Here is a 26,161-nt window from a genome sequence, read left to right on the forward strand (position 1 = left end):
TTATGAGCCAATATATTGTAATAAGCGCCGGCGATTTTAACGGGATTGGTCCGGAGGTGGTATTAAAAACCTTGCACTCCAATAAGTTAGAAGAAATTACTCCAATCATTCTAAGCAGCTCTGAGGTGATAGACTTCTACACGGACCTGTATGGAATCCGGATTGATTATCACCATATACATACATTCGATGAAACTGAAGATAATGTAATTAATCTCTTTGAGAGCTACAGTGATGAAAATCCCACTGTTGATCCCGGAAGCTTCACTAAACAATCCGGAAAATGTGCAATGTTGGCCGTTGAAAAAGGCATTGAATTGTGTATGTCGCAACAGGCTGATGCTCTTGTAACTGCACCGATATCCAAGGAGGCGGTAAATTTGGCCGGATATAATATTCCCGGGCATACCGAATTCCTGGCAGAACATACCGGCACTAATAACTTTATGATGATGCTGGTACAGGATAAGCTACGGGTAGGTTTGGTTACGGGACATATTCCCGTATCAGAAGTTAGAGAACAACTTTCTGTTGAAACCATAATGCAGTACATCCGCACGATGCATAATTCTTTAAAACGGGATTTCAACATTGTCAATCCCGAAATTGCGGTGCTGGGGTTAAATCCCCATGCCGGTGATGGGGGGGTCATTGGGAAGGAAGAGCAAGAAATTATCCACCCTGCCCTAAATAAAGCACGTAAAGAAGAAATCAGCGTTTCAGGACCGCATCCTGCAGACGGATTTTTCGGCAATCGCAAGTATGAATCCTTCGATGGTGTTTTAGCTATGTATCATGACCAGGGGCTTATTCCTTTCAAAACGCTCTCTTTTGGCAAAGGCGTGAATTTTACGGCAGGGTTGCCGATCATCCGAACGTCGCCTGATCACGGAACCGCTTTTGATATTGCTGGAAAGAATAAGGCCGATCCATCTTCGTTTAAAGAAGCTTATATGTTGGCTATTAAGTTGGCCGGAAATCGTAAGAAGCAGAAAATAACATAATGCCCAAACCCAAAGAACAACCATTATATTCTAAACTGGCGGATATCTATGATACCGTCATGAAGGATGTGAATTATGAGTTATGGGCGGACTTTATCGATGCATTGATTCTTGAGCACCATCCGGATCCCCAAAAGATACTGGAACTTGCCTGTGGTACAGGCTCAATTTCGCTGTATCTCGATGAGTTGGAATGCTATGAAATTGTTGGCACTGACAAGTCGCCGCAGATGATTGAGAAGGCGCGTAAGAAAAATGAATCCATGCGTTGCAATGTTGAATTCCGGGTTATGGATTTTTTAGATATACAGTTGGACCAAACTTTTGATATATCTTTTTGCGTTTTTGACAGCGTCAATTATCTGCATTCGGCGGACAAAGTGCTAAGGTTTTTAGAAGAAAATCAGAAAACTCTAAAGCCCGGCGGACTCCTTATTTTTGATTTCACCACTCCCAAAAACTCTATCCAGGCTATTCAATATCTCAATAACGAAGAAGGTTATACGGATGACAATCACCGCTATTTTCGACAGAGTTCATATGATCCATCACAACAGATCCACAAAAATGAGTTCAAAATAGAGAAGCTGGATGACGATCAGGAAACAGTATTAAGACAGTTCCGCGAAACACATCAACAAAAAATATATACGCTGCAGCAAATGCTTGACATTATTAACCAAACAGCGTATAAGATAATAGCAAAATACAGCGGCTTCGATTTTGAAGAAGCTGATGAAAAAAGTTTAAGAATTACAATGGTGTTACAATGTCCCAACAATCGGTAATCGAATTTAACAACGTTACGGTTTCGTATAACCATAGACCGGTGCTCAAAGATGTAAACTTTGCACTTGAAAATGGGGAGTTCACGTACCTTATCGGCCAAACCGGAGCCGGTAAAAGTTCTTTTCTTCGCCTCATTTATCACGACCTTCTTCCCGATCAGGGTAGTGTTCGCGTTGCGGATATGGACGTTACTGTCCTACCGGATGATAGAGTCCCCTACTTGCGCCGCCGGTTGGGTATTGTATTCCAGGATTTCCAACTACTGCCCGATCGCACCGTCTACGACAATGTTGCCTTTTCACTGCAGGTAACGGGAGAAAAAAAGAATTTCATCAAGAAACGGGTGCTTGAGGTTTTGGGAATGGTGGGACTCAGTCATAAACGAAAGAACATGCCCGACGATCTGTCCGGCGGTGAAAAACAACGCGTTGTGATAGCGCGTGCACTGGCCAACGAGCCTCGAATTCTTCTTGCTGATGAACCTACGGGCAACCTGGATCCGGAAGCTTCAGAGTCGATTATGGAGCTCTTGAAGAAGATTAATAATCGCGGTATGGCAGTTTTAATGGTCACCCACGATTATGATACGGTCAAGAAATATCCCTTTCGAACATTAAAACTCAGTGATGGGAGATTGAAGGAAATAGACGTTAAAAAACTATGAGTTCTTCCTTATTAATTGTAGTAAAAAACAATAATCCCGCAGAGAGATAGTTTGATAAGGCATATCAAGTTCTCTTGTCAGAGATAAAACCCTTAATTTATACTAGCTAAATATCTCTTATTAGCCCTAGTATAGCTCACTGTGATGAATTTGCGCAAAAGAACCCAAAAAGTACGGGAAGCAGCTCTTCGACTGGGCTTTAATGCCTGCGGATTCGCCAAAGCCGGTCGTCTTGAAACGGAAGAGCGTCGCCTTCGGGAATGGCTTAACCAAGACCGCCACGGTACTATGGGCTGGATGGAGAATCATTTTGATAAACGGGTGGATCCTACAAAATTGGTACCGGGTGCAAAATCTGTAGTTTCAGTTATTGGGAGTTATTACCATCCAAAGCACGAAAAACAAATACAACAAGAAAATCAGCCCAAAATTGCCAAATATGCACAGGGACGGGATTATCACAAGGTGTACAAAAAAAAGTTAAAGAAACTTTTTGCCGAGACTGAACAACTGCTGGGAGGACTCGAGGGACGTGTATTTGTGGATTCGGCTCCGGTGCTGGATAAAGCGTGGGCCGTACGTGCCGGACTCGGCTGGATGGGGAAAAATTCAAATATCCTCAATAAAAATATGGGTTCGTTCTTTTTTATCGGTGAAATGATTGTTAATGCTGAATTTCAATACGACAGCCCTGTTACTGATCACTGTGGCAGCTGTACGCGCTGTATTGATGCTTGTCCTACCGATGCTATTTATGAGCCCTATCGTGTGAATGCCAATAAGTGCATTTCATATCTGACGATTGAACTTAAAGAGCAGATTCCGGAAGAATACCGCGATGAACTCGGAGAATGGATGTTCGGCTGTGATATCTGTCAGGATGTTTGTCCCTGGAATCGCGACGCCAAATACGGAACTATGGAAGATCTGACCCCGCGTGATAAAATCCTGGATCGGGATATTGACTTTTGGGAAGAGCTGGATATCAAACAATATGATGAACTCTTTGAAGGCAGCGCTATTCGCAGAGCAAAATTTGAGAAGTACAAAGATAATGTGGCGGCGGTGGCGGGAAACGTAAACCGCGATACGTAATTCGTGATCCGTAATACGTGAACTATGTATCTCAAAATATCCCAGGGAGCGATAACAGATTACACATCACGTATTACGGATTAAAACTGCCCCTTCTTATCTTTGAGTGCTTTGTAAAGGAGTTCTCGTGCTCGAAAAATATGTGCCTTCACTGTACCAAGCGGCAAATCCAGCACTCTTGCAATTTCTTTATAGCTTTTCTCTTCCATATGCCGCATTTCAATTACCTTGCGGTACTTTTCCGGAAGATTTTTAATAGCATTCTGTACAATTTTTTGACGCTGTTTGCGAATTATATCCCTGTCAGTACCCGCTGACTCATCCTCCAGCTGCATATCCATTTCGCCGTCTTTCGTCCGCATCGGCTCATCAATGGAAAGCGTCTTCAATTTCTTTTTTCGCAAATAATCGATCGTGTGATTAGTTGCAATGCGGTACAACCATGTGGAAAAAGCGTAATTTGTGCTGTATGTGTTTAAATTATCAAAAGCTTTGACGAACGTCTCCTGAACAAGATCTTCAACCTGCTCCTTATCTTTAATCATTTTTAAGATATGGAAATAGAGAGCGCGCTCATACTTATCTACAAGCTGAGTATAAGCATCCTCATCACCACCAATGGCCCGTTTGACTAATTTATCATCCTCAAGACTACTCTCGGAGGCATTTTCGCGAGGCGACTCATAATCTGTTTCGTTAGTTTTCGTATCGTCTGGCATTACAAAAATAAAAATTGAGCTAGTAGCGTATTACTTTAAGGCACATAACATACTGAATCATAAACATTTTTCCCATACGCTTTTCAAGACATTAGAACTGTTTTTAAAAGTATGAGCTTATTATAAAATTTTACATATTTATTATAAGTATCTGATTGTGAGTTTTAACTCACCAGATAATCTTTCATCAGGTAATAATTTAAAAAACAAAATAAAAAGAGGGAGAGACTATGAAAAAGCTATTAACATTAAGTTTGGTCTTAGTTCTAACGCTACTAATCCATTCCAACGCTTTTGCCCAGACAGGATTTTCTACAGGTCCCGGGCTAGCTTACGGTACCGACATTGAAGCCATTGGTATTCAGGGAAGTGCCGTATATGGATTCACTGAAGAAGTGAGAGGTGCAGCTGACTTAACAATATTTTTTCCCGATGAGGAAAATGGAGTGGACCACTCTTTCTGGACAATTAATGCCAACGTCCATTATCTGCTAATGGTTGATGACGGGAGTAATTTTTATGGATTAGCGGGACTCAACTATGCCACGCAAGAAGTCTCGAACGGAACTTCTATCTCTAACTCCGAGGCAGGGCTAAATCTTGGAGGCGGAGCCGAATTCGGGATGGAATTTGGCGGTATATATTTAGAGGCTAAATATGTCATCAGCGACTATGACCAACTTGTATTGTCAGGCGGAGTTCGTTTTGAAATATAACTGTAATATGTCTTTGGGAGGTTGGGATTGGTTTTGACTCTCAAACTCCCCAGACTTCAACATCAGCTAGTAAATGCCTGTTTTGAGTAGCTGACTGCTAGCTTCCATTCTCTTTACATTAAAAGAAATATAAAAGGCGCTCTAATTGGGGGCGCCTTTTATTTTCGTTGCACTTATCTATTCTATTTTCTCATCATATCTTTTTTTTAAAAAAATCTGACCTCATTTAAGAAAATTTATCGCATATTAAATGTAACCTGTTTTACAACAGGCTAGTAGGGAACACTTCATCAGTTTGTAGTTCTTACTTAACAATACTTAATAACTTAAATATCAGAGGCGATGAAAAAACTAATAATCGGATCATTGTTTTTAGGGATACTTTTTTTTGCAAATCAAGACGTAACAGCACAATCCTTTCAGGAAGGAGATGCTGTTATTAATGGAGGATTAGGACTTGGCAGCACATATTCTTGGGCAGCCGGATTAGGTGTTCCATTAGGAGCAGGATTAGAATATGGTGTCGCAGATCTTGAAGTCGGTTCTATAGGTGTAGGAGGTGACTTTGGATTTATATCTGGCACTGGGGTCAATATCATGTATATCGGTGGTAAAGGTTCATACCATTTTAATGATTTGTTTGAAGTCGAAAATGATGATTTAGACTTCTACGGCGGACTGGGAATCTATTATCGAACCTTTAGCTGGGATTCCAGCTTTATAGGTTCTTCAGATGGCATTGTTGCCGGCTTCCATGTTGGTACAAGGTACTATTTCTCAGATAATATCGGTGGATATGCCGAGCTCGGCAATAACTGGGCATGGCTTAACCTGGGAGTTGCTATTAAGTTGTAACTAAAACCCCTTGTATTTCTCGTTCCCTGGAAAGCCAGTCCAAAATAATAATATCGTGGGCTGGCTTTTCTTTTTTTCGCTGAATCAGCCGAAGAAGGGATATAACCTTGATTGAAAGTTGACACAAGCTTTTAAAAGATATCTTCCTTAGATATTAAGAGAATCAATGATAAGACCGTGTCGGATCCCTCCTGTAGAGATCGTTAACTGATCAAAGTTATACGTTTTCATTACTTGTTCCAAGATCAACAACCCTGCGAGAAAAATATCTGCCCTGCCCTTCATAACTACGGGATATTTTTTCTTCAACTGCGACGCCGGTAACTTGCTTATGCGTCGGATATATTCTGTAACTTTCACTCCGGATAAAACATGTCCCGTCAACTCTTCACTTTTATATGTCTCTATCTGCTTGTCAATAAATGCTAATGATGTAGCCGTTCCGGCTACACCGATTAAGGTGGCTTCTCTAGATATTTCAAATGTATAAGAATCAAGCATTTGGCGAATAGCTTTTCGGCAGGTCTCAATTTGATCTTGATCAGGCGGATCATCCCTCAAGAATCGCTCGGTAAACCGCACACATCCCATATCAAATGAATGCCGGTCTGTAAGTTTTTGTCCGTAGCCAAAAGCTAATTCAGTACTACCTCCGCCAATATCAACTATAAGATTTTCTCTGTCTGCGGTTTGATTATCGAGCATGCCCAAGGCCCCCAAAAACGTCAGATATGCTTCATCATCCCCACGTAATACCTGAATAGTGAATCCAGTTGTTTCTGTTACCTTCTGCAAAAAATAAGACTGATTTTGAGAATCGCGTACGGCACTTGTAGCTGTTACATGGATATCGGTCAGTTCAGGATATTCACGCTCTAGCAGATTTTTGTAATGTTTTAATACATCGATGACACGCTCAGCAGCTTCGTCGGATATTCGTCCTGAATGATCGACGCCTTGTCCCAGTCGCGGCACTCGTTGTTCCTCTTTTAAAATAATCAGACCACCTTCCCCAGCTTCGGCTACCAAAAGAAGAACGGTATTTGTGCCGATATCTATGGCTGCTTTCATAGGGTCTTTTTCTGAGCATGAATGGCTACCCATTCATTTTCCTGTACACTATTAACTATGGTAAAACTTTCTGCTAATTGATCCTCAACAGTTTTCTTATCTCCTTCTAATAATCCTGATAGAACAAGTTTTCCTTTTTCTTTTAGTGCACGTTCGAGATCAGGCAATATTTCGAGGATAGTATTTCGCTCTATATTAGCCAAAATGACATCGGCTTCTTCTCCCTCGGGAATAACTTCCGTCGAGCCTTGTTTTACTGTAATGAAATCCGAGACCTCATTCAGTATAATATTTTCCTCGGTATTGGAAATACTCCATTCATCAATATCAAAAGCAAGTACGTATTTAGCTCCCAATTTTATGGCTGCTATGGATAATATACCCGTTCCTGTCCCTGCATCAACAACCTTGTCCCCTTTGTTTATAACGTCATTTAATATCCTCAACATCAATCGTGTCGTCTCATGATATCCCGTGCCGAATGACATTTTGGGATCAATTTCCAGTAAAATTTTGCCATCGGGAACTGGTTCATTCGACCAGGTAGGCTTAATAAAGAACTGCTCAACAGTCTGAGGTTGTATCGTCTCCTCCCACTGCTCATTCCAATTTTGGTCCGCTACAACTTCCTCTGAGCTAATAAATCCATCACCGGGATAAGCGGCAAGCAAGGTGTCGATACGTTCACGATCAGTTATCCCAAAATTTTCCTTTGTGATATAGGTGATAATTTGATCTTCACGCTGTTCAAATGAGTCGAAACCCATATCAAAAAGCTCGGCAATTAAGCTTTCCTGATATTCATCAGATACTTCAATGACTAATTTGATATACTTCATAAAACCTGTTGATTAAGCTTCAGGCAAATTACTGAGAAGTTGTTATCCGATTATAAATCAATTCTGTTAACACATCTCCCACTCCGCTCAGTGTTTCTTTACTGATTATAGACATATCATCGTTATGTGTGTGCCAATAAGGAGCAAATTCGGCTCCATCAACAGACGGCTTATGACGGATAATATCAATTGTCGAAATACCTAAAATACGATTAACTACTACATGATCATCTGATATGGCATTTCCTTCGATATCTAAAAAAAGACTGTCGGCTTGTCCTTCATTCGCAATGTTCCACAACTCATTAACCAGTGCCGGAGCTAATTGCATAGAATATTGCTCCTTTGGAAATTGAGCATTCTCTCCGCCCACCATATCCAATAAAATAGCGAAGCGCGGTGAATACCCTTCAACCGGTGGATTTTGAGACCAATAACGTGAGCCTAAAAAATACTTGCTCATATCGCCCTCTCTACCGTAATCTTCACCGTCAAACAGTACAATATCAACGCCAACAGGCGGAGGATTGTTGCTGAAAATACGGGCCAGCTCCAGCAAAACTCCCACACCACTTCCACCATCATCTGCTCCAAGAATAGGCTTATTTGTGTCTGAAGCAGCTTTTTCAGCACGGGGACGGGTATCCCAATGAGCACAGAGCATGATACGATCAGTACTTTGGGGATTAAAGGCCGCAATAATATTTGTCATTGCTAACGTATCTCCCTCGTAGCTCATTGACGTAAAATGTTGAGGATATACACTGCGTTCTCCGGCATATTGCGTTAGTTTTTTCAGCAGATACTCTTTCGTTAGCTGATGCCCCTCGGAGCCGGGATTACGGGGGCCGAATGATACCTGCCGTTCTATAAATCGATAGGCACTGTCAGAGTTAAAGCTGGGTACTTCCCTGCCCTGGGACTCAAAATTTAACCGGGGTTCCTCACTTCCGCTGCATGATAACATTACCAAACCTGCAAAAAGAAGAAAAAAGAAAAGTTTGAGGCTATTCATTTTCTCGATGAACCATCGTTGACGATGACTGGCTGACAGGGAATATCACTGTATCCATAATGTTTACATGTGGCGGTCGGTTGGCTACAAAATGAATAATTTCTGCAATATCATCGGCCACCAGCGGGGTAAGATCTTCATAAACTTCGGCAGCCTGTTCTTTGTCACCTTTAAAACGGACCTCGCTGAACTCTGTTTCAACAAGTCCGGGCGATACCATACTCACCCGCACATCCGTACCATGCAGATCTTTTTTTGTCGCTTCGGTAAACGCTTTAACAGCATGCTTGGTAGCACAGTATACCGACCCGCTGGGATAGCTTTCGTGTCCTGCTATGGATCCGATATTGATAATATGTCCGCTGTTCCGCTCTTTCATCTGCGGCGAAATGAGACGGGTCATTGTAACCAATCCTTTGATATTGGTATCGATCATCGTATCCCAATCGTCAAAATTGGCATTATAAACGGCATCCAGTCCCAGTGCCAGCCCAGCATTATTAATCAAGATATCGATGGTTTGAGACAGATCGGAGACAAACTTTTTGCAAGCCTCGTGATCGCGAATGTCGAACGAAGCAATTTCTGCCTGAATATCAAAATCGGATGTCAATTCTGTACTGATTTCTTGGAGTCGCTTTTCCCGGCGTCCTGTTATGATGAGATTACATCCCGACTCTGCAAAAATTCCAGCCGTGGCTTCTCCAATACCCGAAGTAGCACCCGTAATGATTGCCCATTTTCCCTCAAGCCGATTCTGCATAGTGACCTATGTTTATTACCCTAACTGTTCTACAAGACGTGCAGCATTAAAAAGTTTTCCTTCCTCAAAAGGTGCTGCCATAAACTGCATGCCGAATGGCAATCCGTTGGAATGTATTCCGCCGGGAATGCTTATTCCACAAATACCGGCCAGGTTAGCTGAAATAGTGTAAACATCATTCAAATACATCTGCACCGGATTATCCATCTTTGCTCCAATATCAAAAGCGGTAGTTGGCGCTGTAGGTGAAACTATGACATCCACATCTTCAAAAGCGTCGGTAAAATCCTGCTTAATAAGCCTGCGCACTTTTTGAGCTTTGGCGTAATAGGCATCATAATAACCGGCACTAAGGACATAAGTACCCAGCATTATTCGTCGTTTTACTTCGGGTCCGAATCCTTCGGTGCGGCTTTTTTTGTACAGGCGGATAAGCGAGGAATCCATTTCATCGAGCTTTTCGCCCAACTTTACTTTTTGATCGCCCTCGGCTTTCTTGATCTGTTCCTCTAAGGCCTGTCTTTCTTGTTTTAATTCTTTCTCAACCTCTTTGACGTCGGCACGATGTCCGTAGCGAATGCCATCATAACGAGCCAGATTGCTTGAAGCTTCGGCTGTGGCCAGTATGTAATAAGTAGCTATCCCATATTTCATATGCGGCAGGTGAATAGGTACAAGCTCCGCTCCATTCTTTTCCAGTTCGCCAAGCTTACTTTGAATACCGTCACGAATCTCATCATCTAGTCCTTCACCAAAATATTCTTCCGGCACACCAATTCGAATATCAGAGTCAGGATTTTTAACAAAGCGTCGATAGTTTGGCACTTTACGGGTCGAAGATGTGTTATCATTGTTGTCAAAGCCCGCGATCGTTTCGAGAAGCAGAGCCGCATCTTCAACCGTATTGGTGAGCGGACCAATACAATCAAAGGAAGAAGCAAACGCTACAAGTCCATGGCGCGAAACGCGTCCATATGTAGGCTTGACCCCCACTACTCCACAATAAGAAGCCGGTTGCCGAATAGAACCTCCGGTATCGGATCCCAGAGAAGCCGTACAAAATTCCGCTGCCACTGCGGCGGCGCTTCCGCCCGAAGATCCACCTGGTACTTTGGAGGTATCACGAGGATTGCGGACAGGACCGTAAATGGTGTTTTCGTTGGACGATCCCATGGCAAATTCATCCATATTTAATCGCCCCAGAAGAATGGCATCCTCATTACGCAACTTTTCAGTTACAGTAGCGTCATAAACGCTCTCGAAATTAGACAGGATATTAGATGCGCAAGTAGTTTGCTTATCCTTTTCACAGATCAAATCCTTGACTCCCATAACCATGCCGGCCAGTCGTCCGGCACTACCGTCATCAATACGCTGCTGGATCTCCTCTGCTTTTTGTAGTGCCTTCTCCTTATCGAGGTTTACAACGGCGTTAATCTCGTCGTTGTCTTGCTCAATTTTTTGGATGTAGTAATCTGTAATTTCCGGAAGTGAAACATTACCAGATTCCAATTGCTGTTGAATCTGGCTCAAGCTAGAATAATTCAATGGACTATTTTATGATTCCTTGGTTAATCTTGCTTTTTAGTTTGAACGTCTTCTTTTGTACCGGAGTTAAATCCTTCTTTTTGTCCTTGCTCCAGTTCCTTTTTAATCTCATCGGATGCTTTGCGAAATTCAGTAATACCCTGCCCTATTCCACGAGCCAATTCGGGTATCCTTTTTGCTCCAAAAAACAAAAGAATAACCAGCAAGATTATCAAAACTTCAAAACCGCCAAAACCACCAAACATATGATATACCTCTTTAAATTTGGTTATTAATTAATAACGAGGGAAGATAACAAAATTTTCCGGACTTTTGAGCCTATCCTCCAGAAAAAACAATACTTGCCCTTAGATCAGATTAGAGAAACCTCTTTCTTAGCCTGATGATTTATCTTCAGGCGGAAGGTTAAAAATTACTTCCAAATGATAAGACTGTCAATTAATATTGTATCAACATGCTGGACCAAACAGCGAAAATAGATTTCAACCTTTTTCTCTATTACCGAAAGCTCCAGTTTCTAAATTAAATCTCAATAAAAAGAATAATGGCATACTATTTATATTATACCTCATTTTGAGGTACTATATTTAAAAATTACTTGACAAAGTCGCTAAAGATATATTTCCTATTAGATACAGTTAATTAAATCTCTTTATAAGCTATTATAGCAAAAGGAATTTTATCAGAATATCTGATGGAATGAATTAAACATACGTTTTGTATGAAGCTTTGAAGAACAATACAAAACGCTCTACCGCGTTGGGTAAAACCCCGGCAGGGCAAAAATGATTAACTAAACTACTGACAGTGCACTTGATAATGAGGAATATTACTTGAATTTAAGGTCTTAAACCTTTTTATATCGTGCTAAGAATTTTATTTGAACTCAAAACCACAAAGAACTTTTTATGATTTGGACTGTAGAACTAGCAGCGGCATTAGATGATGCACCTTTTCCTGCCACGCGGGAAGAACTAATTGAATGGGCAGAACGAAACGGATTGCCTCAACAGGTGCTCGATAACTTGTATGAACTAGAAGAAATTCAAGAAGGCGAAGATGTTGTATATGAAGGCATTGAGGATATTTGGCCCGACTATATAAGCACCGAAGATTTCTTCCACAATGAAGAAGACGAAGGTTTTAACTATGATGATGTTTAAGATCTGATTATAATAGTTTTTATTATTGCGGTTGCATGATTTTTTTTCGTGCAACCGTTTTTTTTGAATCACATTAACATCATTCGTCTCTTGAAATCCAAAGGTGGTCTTTTATTCTGTACATTTCTTTTAGTTTGCGGGTTATTTCTCCGCACTGAAAAAGGACTGTCCCAAAATGTTATTGCCGAAGGCGATACCACAGATAAAGTTGTTCGTATTGTCCGCTTTGTTGGCAATGATAACGTAAAAGATAATACCCTTAAAACCCTTATCCGCACCCAGACAAACCGGGAGTTTTTGGGGATCCCCCGCTTTACGCCCTGGTATTTTATCTGGAAGCTTACCAAGAAGTTCGGTGAACCTCCCAGCTACCTCAACAGAGCTACCGTTGCTAATGATATAGAACGTATTGAACAGTACTACCAAACGATTGGCTTTCTTGATGCCGAAGTAGATACTAATATTGTAGAATATAAAGAGGATCGTGTTGAAGTTTCGTTTCTGATTGAAGAAGGCAATGCCTTTCATATTAATACGCTTGGCTACATGGGGATGCCAGAATTTGAGGATTCTACCCTGGTACCGCGCTTCCTTGAACGAAGTGCTCTTACCCGTGATCGCATTAATGACTCCACATTTACCGTAAGACAGCGCTATTCGCAAAATCAGCTCAACGAAGAGCGCAGCCGGATCATAACCTTTCTAAAGAATAATGGCTATGCTTCAGTACAACGGGATTCGGTGAATGTACTCATAAAACAGGATTCTGCTGATCGGCATCAGATGGACGCCCTTTTCACTATCAATACGGGAAAGAAATATACTTTTGGTAATCTGTATATGAGTCTGCAAGGTCCGGATGATGATACGGGGAATTATGACAGCGGTGATACACTCCGCAAACCTCCTTATGCACTGGGCGACAATGCAATTTTCATTCAGAAAGAGGAAAGTGCACAGACTAAAACCAGCCTCTTGACAGACCAAGTACTTTTTAAACCGGGTGATACTTTTAATCATTCTCTTTACATCCGCACGGTCAATGAGCTTCAAAATCTGCGTATGCTAAATATCCGACAGTTCGGACTTAGCGAAGATGGTTCTTTACCCGATTATTCACGGGATGAAATACCTGTAATGTTTTCATTGCAGACGCTGCCTAAACACTCCATAAATCTGAATCTTTTTGGTATGGAAAGGTATGGATTTGGAGCCGGTGCAGGTGTTACATACACTAATAATAACCTGTTTGGCAAAGCCGAAAATCTACAACTCGGGGTTAATGGAAGTTTTGAATACGTTACCTCCGAGACCATACAAAGTATCCCCTCTGATTCTGCCAGAGAATCTGTTGATGGGCAATTTTTTCGAAGTTTTGAAACACGGGCAGAATATTCCCTGCCCCGCCTGATTTTTCCTTTTGCTGCACTTGATGATTTTGTATTCTTCTCTAATGCCCGTACCCGATTTTTACTCTCATTCACGAGATCAAATCAGCTGCTTTTCGATATTAATTCAGATATACGTTTTAATACCCGTTATGAGGTACAGCATAGCAATCGATTTACCAGTTTTCTGGATTTGCTTGAACTTGATTTGCTAGATACCGATCCTGACCCGGACTTTGAACAGTCACTGAAAGAAGAATTTGGAGAAGATTCTTTTGAATACCAGCGTATTCTCGAAGATTTTCGTCCACAGGTCTCTTCCATTTTGCGCTATACCTTTCGCAGCCAACGTACTGACTTGATCAAAAGAAACTATGGCTATTTCAGCGAATATTCTATCGCTACTGGTGGCAATCTTCCTTATTTAACTGATCGCTATATTATCACTCCGGATACTCTGGAAGGAGATCTTCCTTCCCTTATCCCTACCAGTGAAAACAGCCTGGCCTACAGCCGCTTTATCAAAGGCACAGCCGATTATCGAAAGTATATTCCCATCGGTAATAACGCCGTATTTAGTTATCGCGGATTTGCCGGAGTGGCTCTGCCCTATGGAAACAGCAGATCGATCCCCCTAAACCAGCGGTTTTATGCAGGTGGTGCAAACGACATTCGCGGATGGGATATCTACAGTCTGGGACCCGGAGGAATCCAGTCTGATGATGTAACAATTAACGGAGGTGAAATAAAATTACTCGCTCAAACTGAAATCCGCCAGCGTCTGGCGGCCAACTTTCTTTCTACGGATTGGATTGGAGCCTGGTTCACCGATGCAGGCAATATCTGGTATGGACCTCGTACGGAATTTCCCTCATCAGATGAGCAGGCAAACGGACAACCAGTTATAAGCCAACGAGAAGAAGTAATAGAGATGGGAAAATTCAAATATGATGAATTTTATAATCAAATTGCCGTCAGCTCTGGAATCGGATTGCGTTTAGACTGGGAATATGTGGTAGCACGCTTTGATTTTGCATTTCGTATTCACGATCTACAAGAGGGATGGTTTAACAATCGAAATGCCTATTTTACATTTGGAATTGGACACTCTTTTTAGAAATCCTGATAGTTAACATATTTCTGTTAAATTAAGTAGCTATCAGGTAAGTCACTTCAAATCAATAGTTAAAGTTATGTTTGGATCAGAGCAGTTTAAAAAGACGAAAAAAAAGGCTGATATCATTTTCAACTCCCGGTTCTTAAAAAGTCTGACAACGCTCGAACGGGCCGAGTTTATACAGTACTGCCATCGTCGTCAATATAAAAAAGATGAGTATATCTACTATCAGGGAGATCCGGGTACGGGTATGTATTTCATTGAAGAAGGTAAAGTAGAGCTGATTGTCGAACCTGATCCCGGTGCAAATGGTGACATCCAAAGTTATGTTATTCAGTCACCAGAAAGTTTTGGAGCTTTGTCTATCGGCTATGAACTTCGGCGAATTTCGAGTGCAAAATGCTTAACTGATTGTACACTCAGGGGATTTTTCAAACCTGATTTTGAAACATTGAAGAAACGACACCCTGCGATTGCTGTTAAATTCATGGAGACCCTTGCTATGATTGCCATGAAACAGCTCGAGATTGTAACCAAAGAACTTCAAAAAGTTAGTACAGCTGAACGGGCTTTTTCACTGCAATTCAAAACATATCTCTCCCCAGAAACAGAAGAAACTGCAGAAAATGAAGATAAAGAAAGGAGCTGATGTTGAACTCGAAATTGATTCAGCGGCTTATAAAGGAAAAGGAATTGGAAAAATAGATGGTCTGGCCGTCTTTGTACCAAATACGGCGCCGGGAGATCGGGTTAGGGCCAGAATTATCAAAAAGAAGAAAAATTATCTTGAGGGGAAGCTGCTCGAAATTATTGAAGAAGGCCCGAATCGCATTACACCGCGTTGTCAACATGCGCGTAATTGTGGCGGATGTAACTGGCAGCATGTCTCCTACGACCATCAGCTGGCATTTAAACAAGAACAGGTGCAGGATCATATGCACCGCATCGGCGATTTAACCCATCTGGAAGTGAATGAGACCATCGGTTGCGATGATATTTTCTATTATCGCAATAAGATGGAGTATTCAATCGGACATAAACGTTGGCTAAGTCGCGAAGAGATTGAACGCGATGAGTTTGTTAGCGACCGCTGTTTTGCCGCCGGCCTGCATGCTCCGGGGCGTTTTGACAAGATCCTGAACCTGAATGAGTGTCATCTTCAGGATCCGATCTCTTACGAAATATTAGATTTTGTCCGAAGTTGGTGCAAAGAATATGATGTACCGCCGTTCAACCGAATAGATCACGAGGGATTTATGCGCAATGTGGTGATTCGAAAAGCCTATTATACTGATGATCTGATGGTCAACCTGGTGACTTATCAGGACGATCAGGAAATTATGAAAAATCTTTCGGATGCTCTGCTGAAAGAATTCCCGGAAGTTACTACGATTGTTAACAATGTAAATGACACCCGGGATCCTACAGCGGTCGGTCGCTATGAAAAAGTTATTCACGGCCCTGGCTATATCACCGACCATATCGGCCCCTATCATTTTACGATTGATGCCAATGCTTTTTTTCAGACCAATACACGTCAGGCCGAGCGACTGTACGAAGTAGCAAAAGACTATGCGGATATTGAACCTGGCGACATCGTTTATGATCTGTACTGTGGTGTAGGAACCCTTAGCCTTTTTCTAAGTGGTAAGGCTAAAAGTGTTGTGGGCATAGAACTAGAAGAAACAACCATTAATAACGCCCGGAAAAATGCTGAAGAAAATGATGTCGGAAATGTCTCATTTATTGAAGGAGATATGAAAGATGTCTTTACCAAAGAAGTTACCGATCAGCATGGTGAGCCGGATTGCCTGATTACCGATCCTCCGCGTGCCGGTATGCATCCTGATGTAGTAGAGCGGCTAAAGGAGTTACAAGTACCGAAGCTTGTATATGTAAGCTGCAACAGCTCTACTATGGCGCGGGATCTCAAGGAACTGAGAGAGGAGTACGACATCCTGGAAGTACAGCCGGTAGACATGTTCCCACAAACCTATCACATCGAAACAGTGGCCAAACTGCGGTTGAAAAGTAGCGGGTGAACAGTTTCAATAACTATTTTACCGGTATTAATTTAAGGCATACCGGCTGTGAAACCTCAATTTCTTTTCCGGTAGGTGAAAGGTCTCCTGTTTCTTTATCCCTCTGAAAAATTACAATATTATTGGTATGGCGATTTGCCGCCAATAGATATTGACCTGTGGGATCGATCACAAAATTTCGCGGATGAATGCCACCCGAGTCATACGACCCGATCTTTGTCAATGTCCCCTCTTGTTGGTCAATGGAGTAGGCAACGATATTATTTAAATCTTCTCGATTTGAGGCATAAAGATACTCTCCATCGGGCGAAATATGAATATCTGCTCCTGATACAGCCCCCTCATAATTCTCCGGTAACGTGCTTATTGTCTGAATTTTCCGCAGAGAGTCAGACCCAGATTCAAAAGCAACTACAGTACCATTTAGCTCATTGACTATGTAAGCAAAGTTCCCATCGGGATGATACGTCAGATGACGAGGCCCGGCCCCTGCTTCGGCCTGATAAGTAAATGATGGTTTCTGACGCAATTCCAAGATTTCTTCGTCAAAAGCATATGCATATACCTTGTCGGTGCCTAAGTCGTTAACTAACAGCTGGCTGTTATCCGGTGAAATAAAGGTACAATGTACATGCGGACTTTGTTGCCGATCTTTATTGATACTGCTCCCCTGATGCTGGATATTTGCACTAGCTTTACCCAGGGAACCATCTTCTTTTACAGGAAACATCGATATTGATCCTCCGAGATAATTTCCGATAAAAACTGCCTGTCCACTGTTATCAATGCTTACATAGCAGGGAGCACCACCCAGGCTTGATTGCTGATTTAAAAAGGTCAGGGTTTCCTTATCTTTATCAAAAGCAAAGGCGCTAACCGAAGCTTCAGCAGAATCAGCCAATTCATTTACTGCATAAAGATGGGAATGATCGGGTGAGAGGGTAAGATAGGATGGATTTTCCACGCCTTTTGTTACCCCCAACGAATCAACGCTTCCGTCATCGGCATTAAATTTATACAGATAAATGCCTTCACTGTCTCCATCGGTATATGTTCCAACAAAGAGGTAATATTCCGAAGATGAAGTCGCGGAATTGCATCCCCAGCCAGTAATGATGAGCAGGCTTCCCAGCAATAAATATTTAACTGTTGTCATAAATCTGTATTTAAAACATGAGCGATATTTGAACAAAATGTATTCAAGCTTAGGGAATCATTTGATCAATGGAAAGGGGATTGAAGCCACGCATTTTTCTTGAACGAGCGTTCCGGCAGCTGTACGAATGTGCACACGGCACGCCCGGACCAGAAATATTCCTTTCGGCTCTTATCTTGATCACCTATCTCGTCAATCAACGAAGCCGCTCGCGGAAGAAAAAAATATAATTAGCGCGGGAATTAATTCCCGCGCTAGTGATTTACCGTATTCATCAATACTTGGCAGGTCTTCCCTCTTCCGGAATTGATTGTTCTATAAAATTCCGAATGTCATCATTGGAAGTTTCCAAATCTTCTTCACGCAGATACATCATATGTCCGCTGCGATAACCTTTAAAATCAATGCGGTCTTGCAGCTTGCCGCTGGGATCCATATTCCAAATCGTGTACTTAGCATCAAAGTAAGGCGTTCCGCCGTCGTAATAACCAGATTGTACCAATACATTAAGGTATGGATTTTCTGCCATTGCAGATCGGAGGTTTTCGCCGGTGCGGTTGTTGTCACGATCCCACGGATGAACCGGTCCGAACATCCAGTATTGGAGATCAGTTTCATATCCAAGATTATTTCTCAGATAATGGTTAATGGCTGGTGTAAAGGCGTGATTCCAGGCTGTAAGCGCAGGATCATAGTCATACCGTTCTCCGCCCGTCTCACGATCCTGTCCCCGGTATCGGGAGTCCAGACGCCCTACTGTAAGCTCTTCTTCATCCCTGAGCAGTTCTTTCCAAAAAAACGAAGTGGACATTCGTAAATTTCTATCTAGGATTTTCTGCTTGTCGATTCCGGAGTAGTAAGAAACCTGTTCAGCAATTTTTTCCTTTTCGGATTGATCAAGCGATCCTGAACGCGTTAGCGCAGGAATATATTCATTCACCGTCCACTCTTCAGCTTCGGGCAGAATATCATTCAGGTCTTGCTGCTGTAGTTCACCGTTCAACGCATCATGATACCAGGCGGTAGCTGTAAAATAGGGAAGTGTAAGTGCGTCAACTACGGGGCCGTCACGATCTATGCCAAGTCCCGTCGGAGAAACTAGTATGACACCATTCAAAAACATCCAATGCGATGACTGCAGCTCGTCAGCCAATCCGGAAACTCTAGTCGTACCGTAGCTTTCGCCGATTAAAAATTTGGGTGATTTCCATCTGTCTTCGCGAGAAACGAAGGTATCGATCCAGTCAGCCAAATATTCAATATCACTGTTTACACCAAAAAATTTCTCGCGATCTGCTTCTTTATCAACAATACGGGAAAAACCTGTATTTACAGGGTTGACATACAAGATGTCCGCGACATTCAAAATTGAATGGGGATTATCTTCCACACCATAAGGCTGTACGGGAAATCCTTCATTATCAATCTTCACTTTCTTAGGACCGGTGTAGCCGATATGCATCCAAACAGATGCTGAACCAGGACCACCGTTAAAGGAAATTACCAGAGGACGTCGCTCGTTGTTGTCCACACCAGAACGCTGATAATAGGTATAGAAAATAGACGCAATGGGATCACCGTCGTCGTTCCAAACCGGCTGATTACCAACCGTTGCCGTATAGGGAACATCTTGCCCATTAATGGTCACATTATGACTTGAGGTAAATGCTGTATCTACCTTTATATCAACGGATTGCGCCATTGATATGGCGGACAGCCCACCAACTAGCATTCCAATTAAACAACAGAATACTGGAATATTTAAAAAACGATTTGTAGCTAATTTCATAGTCAGACTATCGGTTTTAATTATGTTTCCTCGCTAAATACTAAGCTGCTTCATAAAATAGTTCACAATCATTTACTTATAAGCAAAACCTCTTTTTGAAACGTCAAAGTTTGTTAAACGACAGGGTTGGGCCTTCCCTTATAAGGAATTAGAACTAGAACAGTTAATTATAAGCCATCCATCCGTTTATCCGAAGAAACATGTTCTACTGGCGTATCTTTCGGTCTTGGACTGGCTGATGGATGTTCATTTTTTGTGAGCAAACCGCCGACAGCAGTCGGGACCAGAAAATCACTGGAGCGAACCAAAAAACTCCCGGGGGAATCGCATCCCGAAAGATTTCGGGACCGGACCCTATTTTTAAAAACTGTGAAATTGAGTCACTGTTTTTAAAATCCTACCGGATTCCACGTATGTGGAAAAACAATTACAAATAACTACTCATCGTTAGCTAAGTGCATTTTTGCTAATTTTACGGTTTTAGCTCCGCAACTAGAGGCCCAAAGGAGGTTGGAAGAAATCATCAATACAGCTCCACAAAAACTTCATGCCGGTTACTCTCTTTTCTGGCTGTTACTCAATACTCATTACTCAATACTAATCCCTATCCCCCTCTCCTGCCCAGATTGATAACCTCCATATCCCGAACTTTGCCTTCATCAATGCTAAAGCGCACGCACGTCCGATATACCTGGAAACCGTGACGACCAGCTGCTCCCGGATTGATAAAAAGCATCTTGTCTTTATCCTGGTCACGGCCAATTTTAAGGATATGAGAATGGCCACAAATAAAAACATCGGGTGGATTCTCTTCCATCTCTTCACGAATAGGAATACAGTAGCGTCCCAACGTTCCCCCAATATGAGTTATCCAAAAATCTACACCATTACGTTCAAAACGCTGATGTAGCGGATATTCCTGCCTGATATCTTGCCCATCGATGTTACCATAGACACCAATGACAGGAGCAATCTCTTTTAATTGATCCGCTATTTCTATAGTGCCGAAATCTCCCGCATGCCAAATTTCATCCCGGTCTTCAAAATATTCAAAAACCTGAGGATCAAGATACGAATGTGTATCCGAAATTAATCCAACTTTGATCATATAAAATTCTTTATCATTTTCAGCTCAACTATGATAGCGATGTTTTTTGCTTATGTAAATCGTTTAATAGAAAAATTAGCAATAACTTACTGATCTTCTAGTACTTCATGCCTTTTTTTAGCATTATTATTGTTTCTTGGAATGCACTGCATCATCTAAAAAAATATTTACCGAGTGTTGCTGAAACCAATTATGCCAACTACGAAATAATTTTGGCTGATAACGCTTCTGCCGATGGATCAAAAGCATGGGTTCGGGAACATTATCCCAACGTTAAGATTGCCACTTTTGATAAAAACTACGGCTATTGTGGGGGGAACAACCGAGCGGTGCCCCATGCCAAGGGCGATATTCTGTTATTTTTGAACAATGATGTTCGTGTTGAACCGGACTGGCTGCAGGGACTGGCCGAATGCTTTAAAAAAAATGAAACTATAGCTGCAGTACAGCCTAAAATGTTGTCGGATAGAAAACCGGACTATTTCGAATATGCCGGAGCCGCCGGAGGCTTTCTGGATCGATTTGCTTATCCGTTTTGCAGGGGACGCATTTTTGATACGCTCGAAAAGGATGAGGGACAATATGATTATGAGACCGATATTTTTTGGGCCAGCGGTGCCGCATTGGCTATCCGCAAACAGGTTTTTGAAGAATTAGGAGGTTTCGACGAAGATTTTGAATTCCACATGGAGGAGATTGACCTCTGCTGGCGTTTGTGGAATCATGGGTATAAAGTACGCTTTTGTCCCGACAGTACTGTTTATCATCTTGGCGGTGGTTCCATGGCCATGGGATCTCCGCGTAAAATCTATTATAACTATCGCAATAACCTCCGCATGCTGTGGAAAAACTGTAGCACCGATACCCTCATATGGCGATTTTTCGGCCGCTATACGCTTGATATCATAGCTGCTTTGCGATCACTGTTTGGCGGTCATTGGAATGAATTTAAAGCTATAGCACGAGCACATTTCGATTTTTGGAGGGGATTCACTGCAACCCATGAAAAAAGAGCAGCACTCCAGGATCAACGAAGAAGGGACTCCGATCCCGATACATTGCTACCGGTAAGTATTGTCGCTGAATATTTTGTCAGAGGTAAGAAATTTTTCTCGGAAGTAAATAATTAATTTTATGGATTTTGATCCCCAAGCCGATAAGTAACTTTACAAACCTTGAATACAGACCAGTTACAATTTATAGGCAAAAAAGTCCTGAAAAAGTGGTGGGGATCACTGCTCATTTTATTTTTTGCCATTTATTCGCTACACCAGGTCTATTGGGCTCTCAATTTTAACATCTTTTTTGCTGTCAATTACGACTATCCCTTTCCGCTGGGTATTATCCATTTTTTTGTAGATAACTTTCTGCTGATTGTCCACGAAGCGGGACATACGTTTTTCGGATTTCTTGGCAATCGATTCCTAACTATTCTGGGCGGATCACTGTTCCAAATTCTGCTTCCATTGGTTATCGTGTTCTATTTCTGGATAAACAGGCAATACCTGGGATTGCAGTTTTCCCTGGCATTGTTAGGTTTTAGCTGGCTTGATGTTGCAGGATATGCCGCAGACGGTGGTGCTCGTCAACTGCCTCTTATCGGCGGACTAGGAAAGGAATCACACGACTGGTACAACCTGCTGGTGCGAATAGATGGCCTAGAGCACGATATAACCTTTGCCCTTGTTTTTGTTGCCATTGGTGCAGCTTGTTATTTGTTAGCTATTTTGCTTCCGCTATTTAGGAGAGAGTATCAAGAAGTGGATCTTGAGCTGAACCTGGAATAACTCCCACCAATTGAAAAACCAGATTACGAATCATCAATATTAAGTTCAGCTTTTCTTACCTTTATAAGTTTAGAGCAAGCAAATGCAGGTAAACAAATGAAAATTTTAAACACACGTTTCCTGGTATTTTCAATCTTCTTTGTGGGATTGTTAACCAGCTGCGAACAAAACCAATCTGACAGCGAATACAAAGCCGAGATTGAACAGTGGCATTCCGACCGCATAGACTCATTAAAAGAAGAAGACAGCTGGCTGAGCCTGATTGGGCTCTACTCCCTTGAAGAAGGTACCTATAGCTTTGGATCTGATTCTGTAAATGATTTCGTGTTTCCTCCCAAAGCTTCCCCAAATATTGGCACGATTACACGAAATGGTGATACATTTAATTTTGATATCCATCCCCGGGTTAAAGTAACAACATCAAATGGAGATAATGTTAACGAACTCACAACCGGTGCAGATGGAGATTCTCATGCATTCAACCACGGTAACTTACAGTGGCATATCATAGAACGAAGAGGCAATTATTATCTACGTCTTAAAGATACCAATCATCCTAATTTTTCTACGTTTAACGGAATTGAACGATTTCCCGTATCTCAAAAGTGGAAAGTAGAAGCAACATTCAATCGATTTAACGAGCCTCGTGAAATAACGATTCCCGATATATTAGGAAAAGAGTATCAGGATTCCTTGTACGGAATGTTGGAATTTACCATCAATGGAGAAGATTATAGTCTGGCTCCATTGGGGCATCCCGACAATGATGAAGAGTTTTTTATTATTTTCGGCGACCAAACCAATGGTGATGATACGTACGGCGGCGGACGATATATTTATATTCCAACTCCAGAGAATGGAATGACGTACATCGATTTTAACAAAGCATACAACCCGCCCTGTGTCTTTACGGAATATGCCACCTGTCCCCTTCCCCCGCCAGAAAATCAGTTAGATGTGGCAATAACAGCAGGTGAAAAGATGTATGAGTAACTAGCTTACGAAACTTCCGAAGTTTGCAAAACTACCTATGTCATGCTGTCCCGATAGCTTTCGGGATCAGCATCTGTAAGCAATCGCTCTTTTGAAGCTTTTAATGGAGCTTTTGCATCAGACCATGAAATAAATTCAGAGTGACACTGGTTTTGCAAAGCCCTCGTTTAGTAAAGCTATTAATTTTCTTTCCATTCCTGATGGAGCGGGTTCTTTTCACCGGTCACCGGATCCAGGTTGGGAATAGTTACGTTCTTGATGTTCTCAAGAACCTGTGGACGTTCATCGTCCTTGCCAGTACATAAATCGTAGTTTTGACCACCAGGATAAGTGCCCATCACCCGAAAGTCACCGGAACTGCCCAGGTTGCAATGTCCTACTCCAGCCGGAATAACAATTACATCTCCCTTTGATATTGCCAGCTCTTCTCCCTGTTCACCGCCCATTTTGACTGTTGCCGATCCGCTCAATACAGCCAGCACCTCGTGTGTTGTACTGTGATAGTGGTGATAAGAGTAGATGCCATTTACCCATTCATTGCTCCAATTTCGCTTATTCAGAAGCTCTCTGCATACTGCTTCACTAGTTTGATCCGCAGAAAGAGCATCGGGATACACCAACAAGGGAAAATTAGGATTATTTGGGATTGAGCCATCATCTTCGAAGAGGTATGTTTTGCACTCCATGTTTCTGTGTGTTCTAATCTCCACTTTTATTTAGATTATCTAACATAGATAAGAATTCAATAAATCCTTTTTCAGCAGTTTCCAGAAATCTGTCAATGTCCGTCCTACGAGTTACATTAACGCAGAGCGTTTATCCACTGTCCCAAGAAATTGACCTGGCTGGCTAGTTTCAAGCGTCCACGCTTGAAACACTCCTGTGATAAGCGTGGACGCTTATCACAGGAGGAAATAGGTCGTCCAATTCCGACGGTGTCGGAAGCACGCAGGAATCTGTATCACTTTAAAACGTCTTGGAAGCTACGACAAAAGAAACTGCCGATTCACTGCGGATGAGATTTTTCGGCTCCGTCCGCCAGTTAGCGGACTCCGCTCGAAATGACAAGTAAAGGAGATATGCTTGTAAGGTTGCGCCCTCGAAACGGTCTTACTATTAAAGCTTAACAAAGTACTGAAGCATGTATTATGTATATATTACAGCCAGCATTTCCAGAGTGATATACTGGGATGACCAATAGTCTTTACCATCGAATTAGGCAACATAAAGCAGGAGAAGATCCGGAGGCATTTACAACCAAATATCGAGTAAACCGGTTGGTTTACTATGAGTCTTATGTACATGTGCATGATGCCATTGAGAGGGAAAAGCAAATTAAACGCTGGAGCAGACGAAAGAAAGTAAAGCTGATAGAATCCATTAACCCGGAATGGAAAGATCTATCCCTTGAGCCTGGGTTTGACAAAGGACAAGAAAGTTAACCCCACTTTGTTGTCATTCCGACCAATTCCGACGGAGTCGGAAGCGCGGAGGAATCTCTATCATGTGGAAATAGCCTCGTAATTATGTCGACACTTATCCTGCAGAGATTCCCATGTTAGATTCTTCGACTACGTCAGCTCCCAGGTGGACCGTTTAAACAGGTTCCATGGGCATAACGGAGTGACGCCGAGGTAGAGGACTTGGCTCCTGCCCGTTGACGTCAGATGGTACCCGATAATTGGGCCTCAATAAACAAACCTCCCTCCATTATCATCTGACCATTTCCGAGCAATGGAATGTTTACCCATCGCAGTTTGATTATATGAGTAAATCGAAATAAACACTGAAATGGAAAAGCGATTTTCAAAACAGTCGGATTTATATGCCCGATATCGCCCTGATTATCCGCAGGAGATGTACGATTACATTTTTCAGCATCTTTCTGACTATATTGCAGCGTGGGATTGCGCCACAGGATCCGGGCAAATTGCAAAATATCTATCCAGGCATTTCGAAAAAGTTTATGCCACCGATATCAGCGAAGCACAGCTGGTGCATGCCCCCCGGGAAGAAAACGTTATCTATCGCACAGTACCGGCCGAGAATTCGGGCTTGCCCGACAATTATTTCGATCTCATTACCGTCGGACAAGCAATTCACTGGTTCGATTTTGACTCCTTTTATCAGGAAGTTAACAGGGTGGGCAAAACGGGTGCATTATTAGCGATAATAGGATATGGTATGGTGCGTATAGATCCAGAGGTAGATCCTATTATTGACCGTTTATATGATAAAGCTTTTGATAGCTACTATGGTGGGAGTCGCAAATATCTGGATAACCATTATACAACGCTACCATTCCCGTTTGAAGAGATTGCTACCCCATCCTTTGAAAATACCTTCCAATGGTCGATTGACGAGCTTGAGGGATATTTTAACTCATGGTCGGCCGTTCAAAAGATGAAGACCGAGCAACATATAAATCCGGTAACAGAAATAATCGAAGATATTCAAGCTGCAATGCCGTCAAGTACTGTGATGGAGGTAAGATTCCCCGTATTTATGCGGCTGGGAAGAATCGGTACCAATCAATAGTT

Annotated in this window: 26 protein-coding genes; 15 read left to right on the forward strand and 11 right to left on the reverse strand. The window is 42.1% G+C overall.

Annotated features, from left to right (window positions below; translation table 11 throughout):
• Positions 1-2: 2 nt before the first annotated feature.
• The 4 genes from pdxA to queG all read left to right on the forward strand — a co-directional run bounded on the left by pdxA (position 3) and on the right by queG (position 3,552).
• On the forward strand, positions 3-1,004 hold the full coding sequence (gene pdxA / locus ACT3ID_RS06230; protein ID WP_491541142.1) for a 4-hydroxythreonine-4-phosphate dehydrogenase PdxA: 1,002 nt from the start codon (positions 3-5) through the stop codon (positions 1,002-1,004).
• Entirely contained in the window at positions 1,004-1,792 is a 789-nt protein-coding gene (locus ACT3ID_RS06235; RefSeq protein ID WP_491541143.1) for a class I SAM-dependent DNA methyltransferase, read from the forward strand. Before pdxA ends, ACT3ID_RS06235 begins: the two co-directional genes overlap by 1 nt.
• Positions 1,774-2,457, forward strand: a complete 684-nt coding sequence (gene ftsE / locus ACT3ID_RS06240; RefSeq protein WP_491541144.1) for a cell division ATP-binding protein FtsE — start codon at positions 1,774-1,776, stop codon at positions 2,455-2,457. Before ACT3ID_RS06235 ends, ftsE begins: the two co-directional genes overlap by 19 nt.
• Before the next feature lie 144 nt (positions 2,458-2,601).
• A complete protein-coding gene (queG, locus tag ACT3ID_RS06245; RefSeq protein WP_491541145.1) occupies positions 2,602-3,552 on the forward strand; it encodes a tRNA epoxyqueuosine(34) reductase QueG in 951 nt (316 codons plus the stop codon).
• 80 nt (positions 3,553-3,632) lie between these two features.
• Here the strand turns inward: queG and ACT3ID_RS06250 are convergent, their stop codons facing one another.
• A complete protein-coding gene (locus tag ACT3ID_RS06250) occupies positions 3,633-4,271 on the reverse strand; it encodes an RNA polymerase sigma factor (protein WP_491541146.1) in 639 nt (212 codons plus the stop codon).
• Positions 4,272-4,501: 230 nt separating this feature from the next.
• Between ACT3ID_RS06250 and ACT3ID_RS06255 the strand changes: the two genes are divergently transcribed.
• Positions 4,502-4,987, forward strand: coding sequence for an outer membrane beta-barrel protein (locus ACT3ID_RS06255; RefSeq protein WP_491541147.1), 486 nt, complete (start codon positions 4,502-4,504; stop codon positions 4,985-4,987).
• A 342-nt stretch (positions 4,988-5,329) separates the two neighbouring features.
• On the forward strand, positions 5,330-5,842 hold the full coding sequence (locus tag ACT3ID_RS06260; protein WP_491541148.1) for a hypothetical protein: 513 nt from the start codon (positions 5,330-5,332) through the stop codon (positions 5,840-5,842).
• Between the two features lie 147 nt (positions 5,843-5,989).
• On the opposite strand, the gene ACT3ID_RS06265 is transcribed toward ACT3ID_RS06260, so the two are convergent.
• From ACT3ID_RS06265 to ACT3ID_RS06290, 6 genes are read right to left on the reverse strand one after another with little or no spacing between them, the layout of a single operon-like run.
• On the reverse strand, positions 5,990-6,913 hold the full coding sequence (locus ACT3ID_RS06265) for a Ppx/GppA phosphatase family protein (protein ID WP_491541149.1): 924 nt from the start codon (positions 6,911-6,913) through the stop codon (positions 5,990-5,992).
• Positions 6,910-7,752, reverse strand: coding sequence for a 50S ribosomal protein L11 methyltransferase (prmA, locus tag ACT3ID_RS06270; RefSeq protein WP_491541150.1), 843 nt, complete (start codon positions 7,750-7,752; stop codon positions 6,910-6,912). The genes ACT3ID_RS06265 and prmA overlap by 4 nt, the downstream gene beginning before the upstream one ends.
• Positions 7,753-7,780: 28 nt before the next feature.
• Positions 7,781-8,767 carry a M28 family peptidase gene (locus tag ACT3ID_RS06275; RefSeq protein WP_491541151.1) on the reverse strand — a complete coding sequence of 329 codons (987 nt, stop codon included), beginning with the start codon at positions 8,765-8,767 and terminating at the stop codon, positions 7,781-7,783.
• The gene (locus ACT3ID_RS06280) at positions 8,760-9,530 is read right to left on the reverse strand and encodes an SDR family oxidoreductase (RefSeq protein WP_491541152.1); all 771 of its coding nucleotides are present in this window, start codon (positions 9,528-9,530) and stop codon (positions 8,760-8,762) included. The genes ACT3ID_RS06275 and ACT3ID_RS06280 overlap by 8 nt, the downstream gene beginning before the upstream one ends.
• 15 nt (positions 9,531-9,545) lie before the next feature.
• Positions 9,546-11,063 (reverse strand): amidase family protein, encoded by a 1,518-nt coding sequence (locus ACT3ID_RS06285; RefSeq protein ID WP_491541153.1) that lies wholly within the window; start codon positions 11,061-11,063, stop codon positions 9,546-9,548.
• 38 nt (positions 11,064-11,101) lie between these two features.
• Positions 11,102-11,323: a Sec-independent protein translocase subunit TatA/TatB gene (locus ACT3ID_RS06290; protein WP_491541154.1), complete on the reverse strand. Its 222-nt coding sequence runs from the start codon at positions 11,321-11,323 to the stop codon at positions 11,102-11,104.
• A 663-nt stretch (positions 11,324-11,986) separates the two neighbouring features.
• Here ACT3ID_RS06290 and ACT3ID_RS06295 point away from each other — a divergent pair.
• From ACT3ID_RS06295 to rlmD, 4 genes are all read left to right on the forward strand, one after another.
• Entirely contained in the window at positions 11,987-12,241 is a 255-nt protein-coding gene (locus tag ACT3ID_RS06295; RefSeq protein ID WP_491541155.1) for a DUF2795 domain-containing protein, read from the forward strand.
• Between the two features lie 63 nt (positions 12,242-12,304).
• Positions 12,305-14,746, forward strand: coding sequence for a BamA/TamA family outer membrane protein (locus tag ACT3ID_RS06300; protein WP_491541156.1), 2,442 nt, complete (start codon positions 12,305-12,307; stop codon positions 14,744-14,746).
• 76 nt (positions 14,747-14,822) lie between these two features.
• The gene (locus ACT3ID_RS06305; protein WP_491541157.1) at positions 14,823-15,395 is read left to right on the forward strand and encodes a cyclic nucleotide-binding domain-containing protein; all 573 of its coding nucleotides are present in this window, start codon (positions 14,823-14,825) and stop codon (positions 15,393-15,395) included.
• Positions 15,373-16,788, forward strand: coding sequence for a 23S rRNA (uracil(1939)-C(5))-methyltransferase RlmD (rlmD, locus tag ACT3ID_RS06310; RefSeq protein ID WP_491541158.1), 1,416 nt, complete (start codon positions 15,373-15,375; stop codon positions 16,786-16,788). Before ACT3ID_RS06305 ends, rlmD begins: the two co-directional genes overlap by 23 nt.
• A gap of 13 nt (positions 16,789-16,801) precedes the next feature.
• Here the strand turns inward: rlmD and ACT3ID_RS06315 are convergent, their stop codons facing one another.
• From ACT3ID_RS06315 to ACT3ID_RS06325, 3 genes are all read right to left on the reverse strand, one after another.
• Complete coding sequence (locus tag ACT3ID_RS06315; RefSeq protein ID WP_491541159.1) at positions 16,802-17,944, reverse strand: lactonase family protein; 1,143 nt, start codon at positions 17,942-17,944, stop codon at positions 16,802-16,804.
• A gap of 274 nt (positions 17,945-18,218) precedes the next feature.
• Complete coding sequence (locus ACT3ID_RS06320) at positions 18,219-19,733, reverse strand: S10 family peptidase (RefSeq protein ID WP_491541160.1); 1,515 nt, start codon at positions 19,731-19,733, stop codon at positions 18,219-18,221.
• Between the two features lie 604 nt (positions 19,734-20,337).
• The gene (locus ACT3ID_RS06325; protein WP_491541161.1) at positions 20,338-20,841 is read right to left on the reverse strand and encodes a metallophosphoesterase family protein; all 504 of its coding nucleotides are present in this window, start codon (positions 20,839-20,841) and stop codon (positions 20,338-20,340) included.
• A 107-nt stretch (positions 20,842-20,948) separates the two neighbouring features.
• Between ACT3ID_RS06325 and ACT3ID_RS06330 the strand changes: the two genes are divergently transcribed.
• The 3 genes from ACT3ID_RS06330 (at position 20,949) to ACT3ID_RS06340 (ending at position 23,621) form a co-directional block, all read left to right on the forward strand.
• Positions 20,949-21,971 (forward strand): glycosyltransferase family 2 protein, encoded by a 1,023-nt coding sequence (locus ACT3ID_RS06330; protein WP_491541162.1) that lies wholly within the window; start codon positions 20,949-20,951, stop codon positions 21,969-21,971.
• Between the two features lie 45 nt (positions 21,972-22,016).
• On the forward strand, positions 22,017-22,628 hold the full coding sequence (locus ACT3ID_RS06335; protein ID WP_491541163.1) for a hypothetical protein: 612 nt from the start codon (positions 22,017-22,019) through the stop codon (positions 22,626-22,628).
• A 96-nt stretch (positions 22,629-22,724) separates the two neighbouring features.
• On the forward strand, positions 22,725-23,621 hold the full coding sequence (locus ACT3ID_RS06340; RefSeq protein WP_491541164.1) for a DUF1684 domain-containing protein: 897 nt from the start codon (positions 22,725-22,727) through the stop codon (positions 23,619-23,621).
• A 179-nt stretch (positions 23,622-23,800) separates the two neighbouring features.
• On the opposite strand, the gene ACT3ID_RS06345 is transcribed toward ACT3ID_RS06340, so the two are convergent.
• Complete coding sequence (locus ACT3ID_RS06345; RefSeq protein ID WP_491541165.1) at positions 23,801-24,307, reverse strand: cupin domain-containing protein; 507 nt, start codon at positions 24,305-24,307, stop codon at positions 23,801-23,803.
• 504 nt (positions 24,308-24,811) lie between these two features.
• Between ACT3ID_RS06345 and ACT3ID_RS06350 the strand changes: the two genes are divergently transcribed.
• Entirely contained in the window at positions 24,812-25,063 is a 252-nt protein-coding gene (locus ACT3ID_RS06350; RefSeq protein WP_491541166.1) for a GIY-YIG nuclease family protein, read from the forward strand.
• Positions 25,064-25,412: 349 nt separating this feature from the next.
• Complete coding sequence (locus tag ACT3ID_RS06355) at positions 25,413-26,159, forward strand: class I SAM-dependent methyltransferase (protein ID WP_491541167.1); 747 nt, start codon at positions 25,413-25,415, stop codon at positions 26,157-26,159.
• Positions 26,160-26,161: the final 2 nt, after the last annotated feature.

Source organism: Fodinibius sp. GM108, from assembly GCF_058386985.1.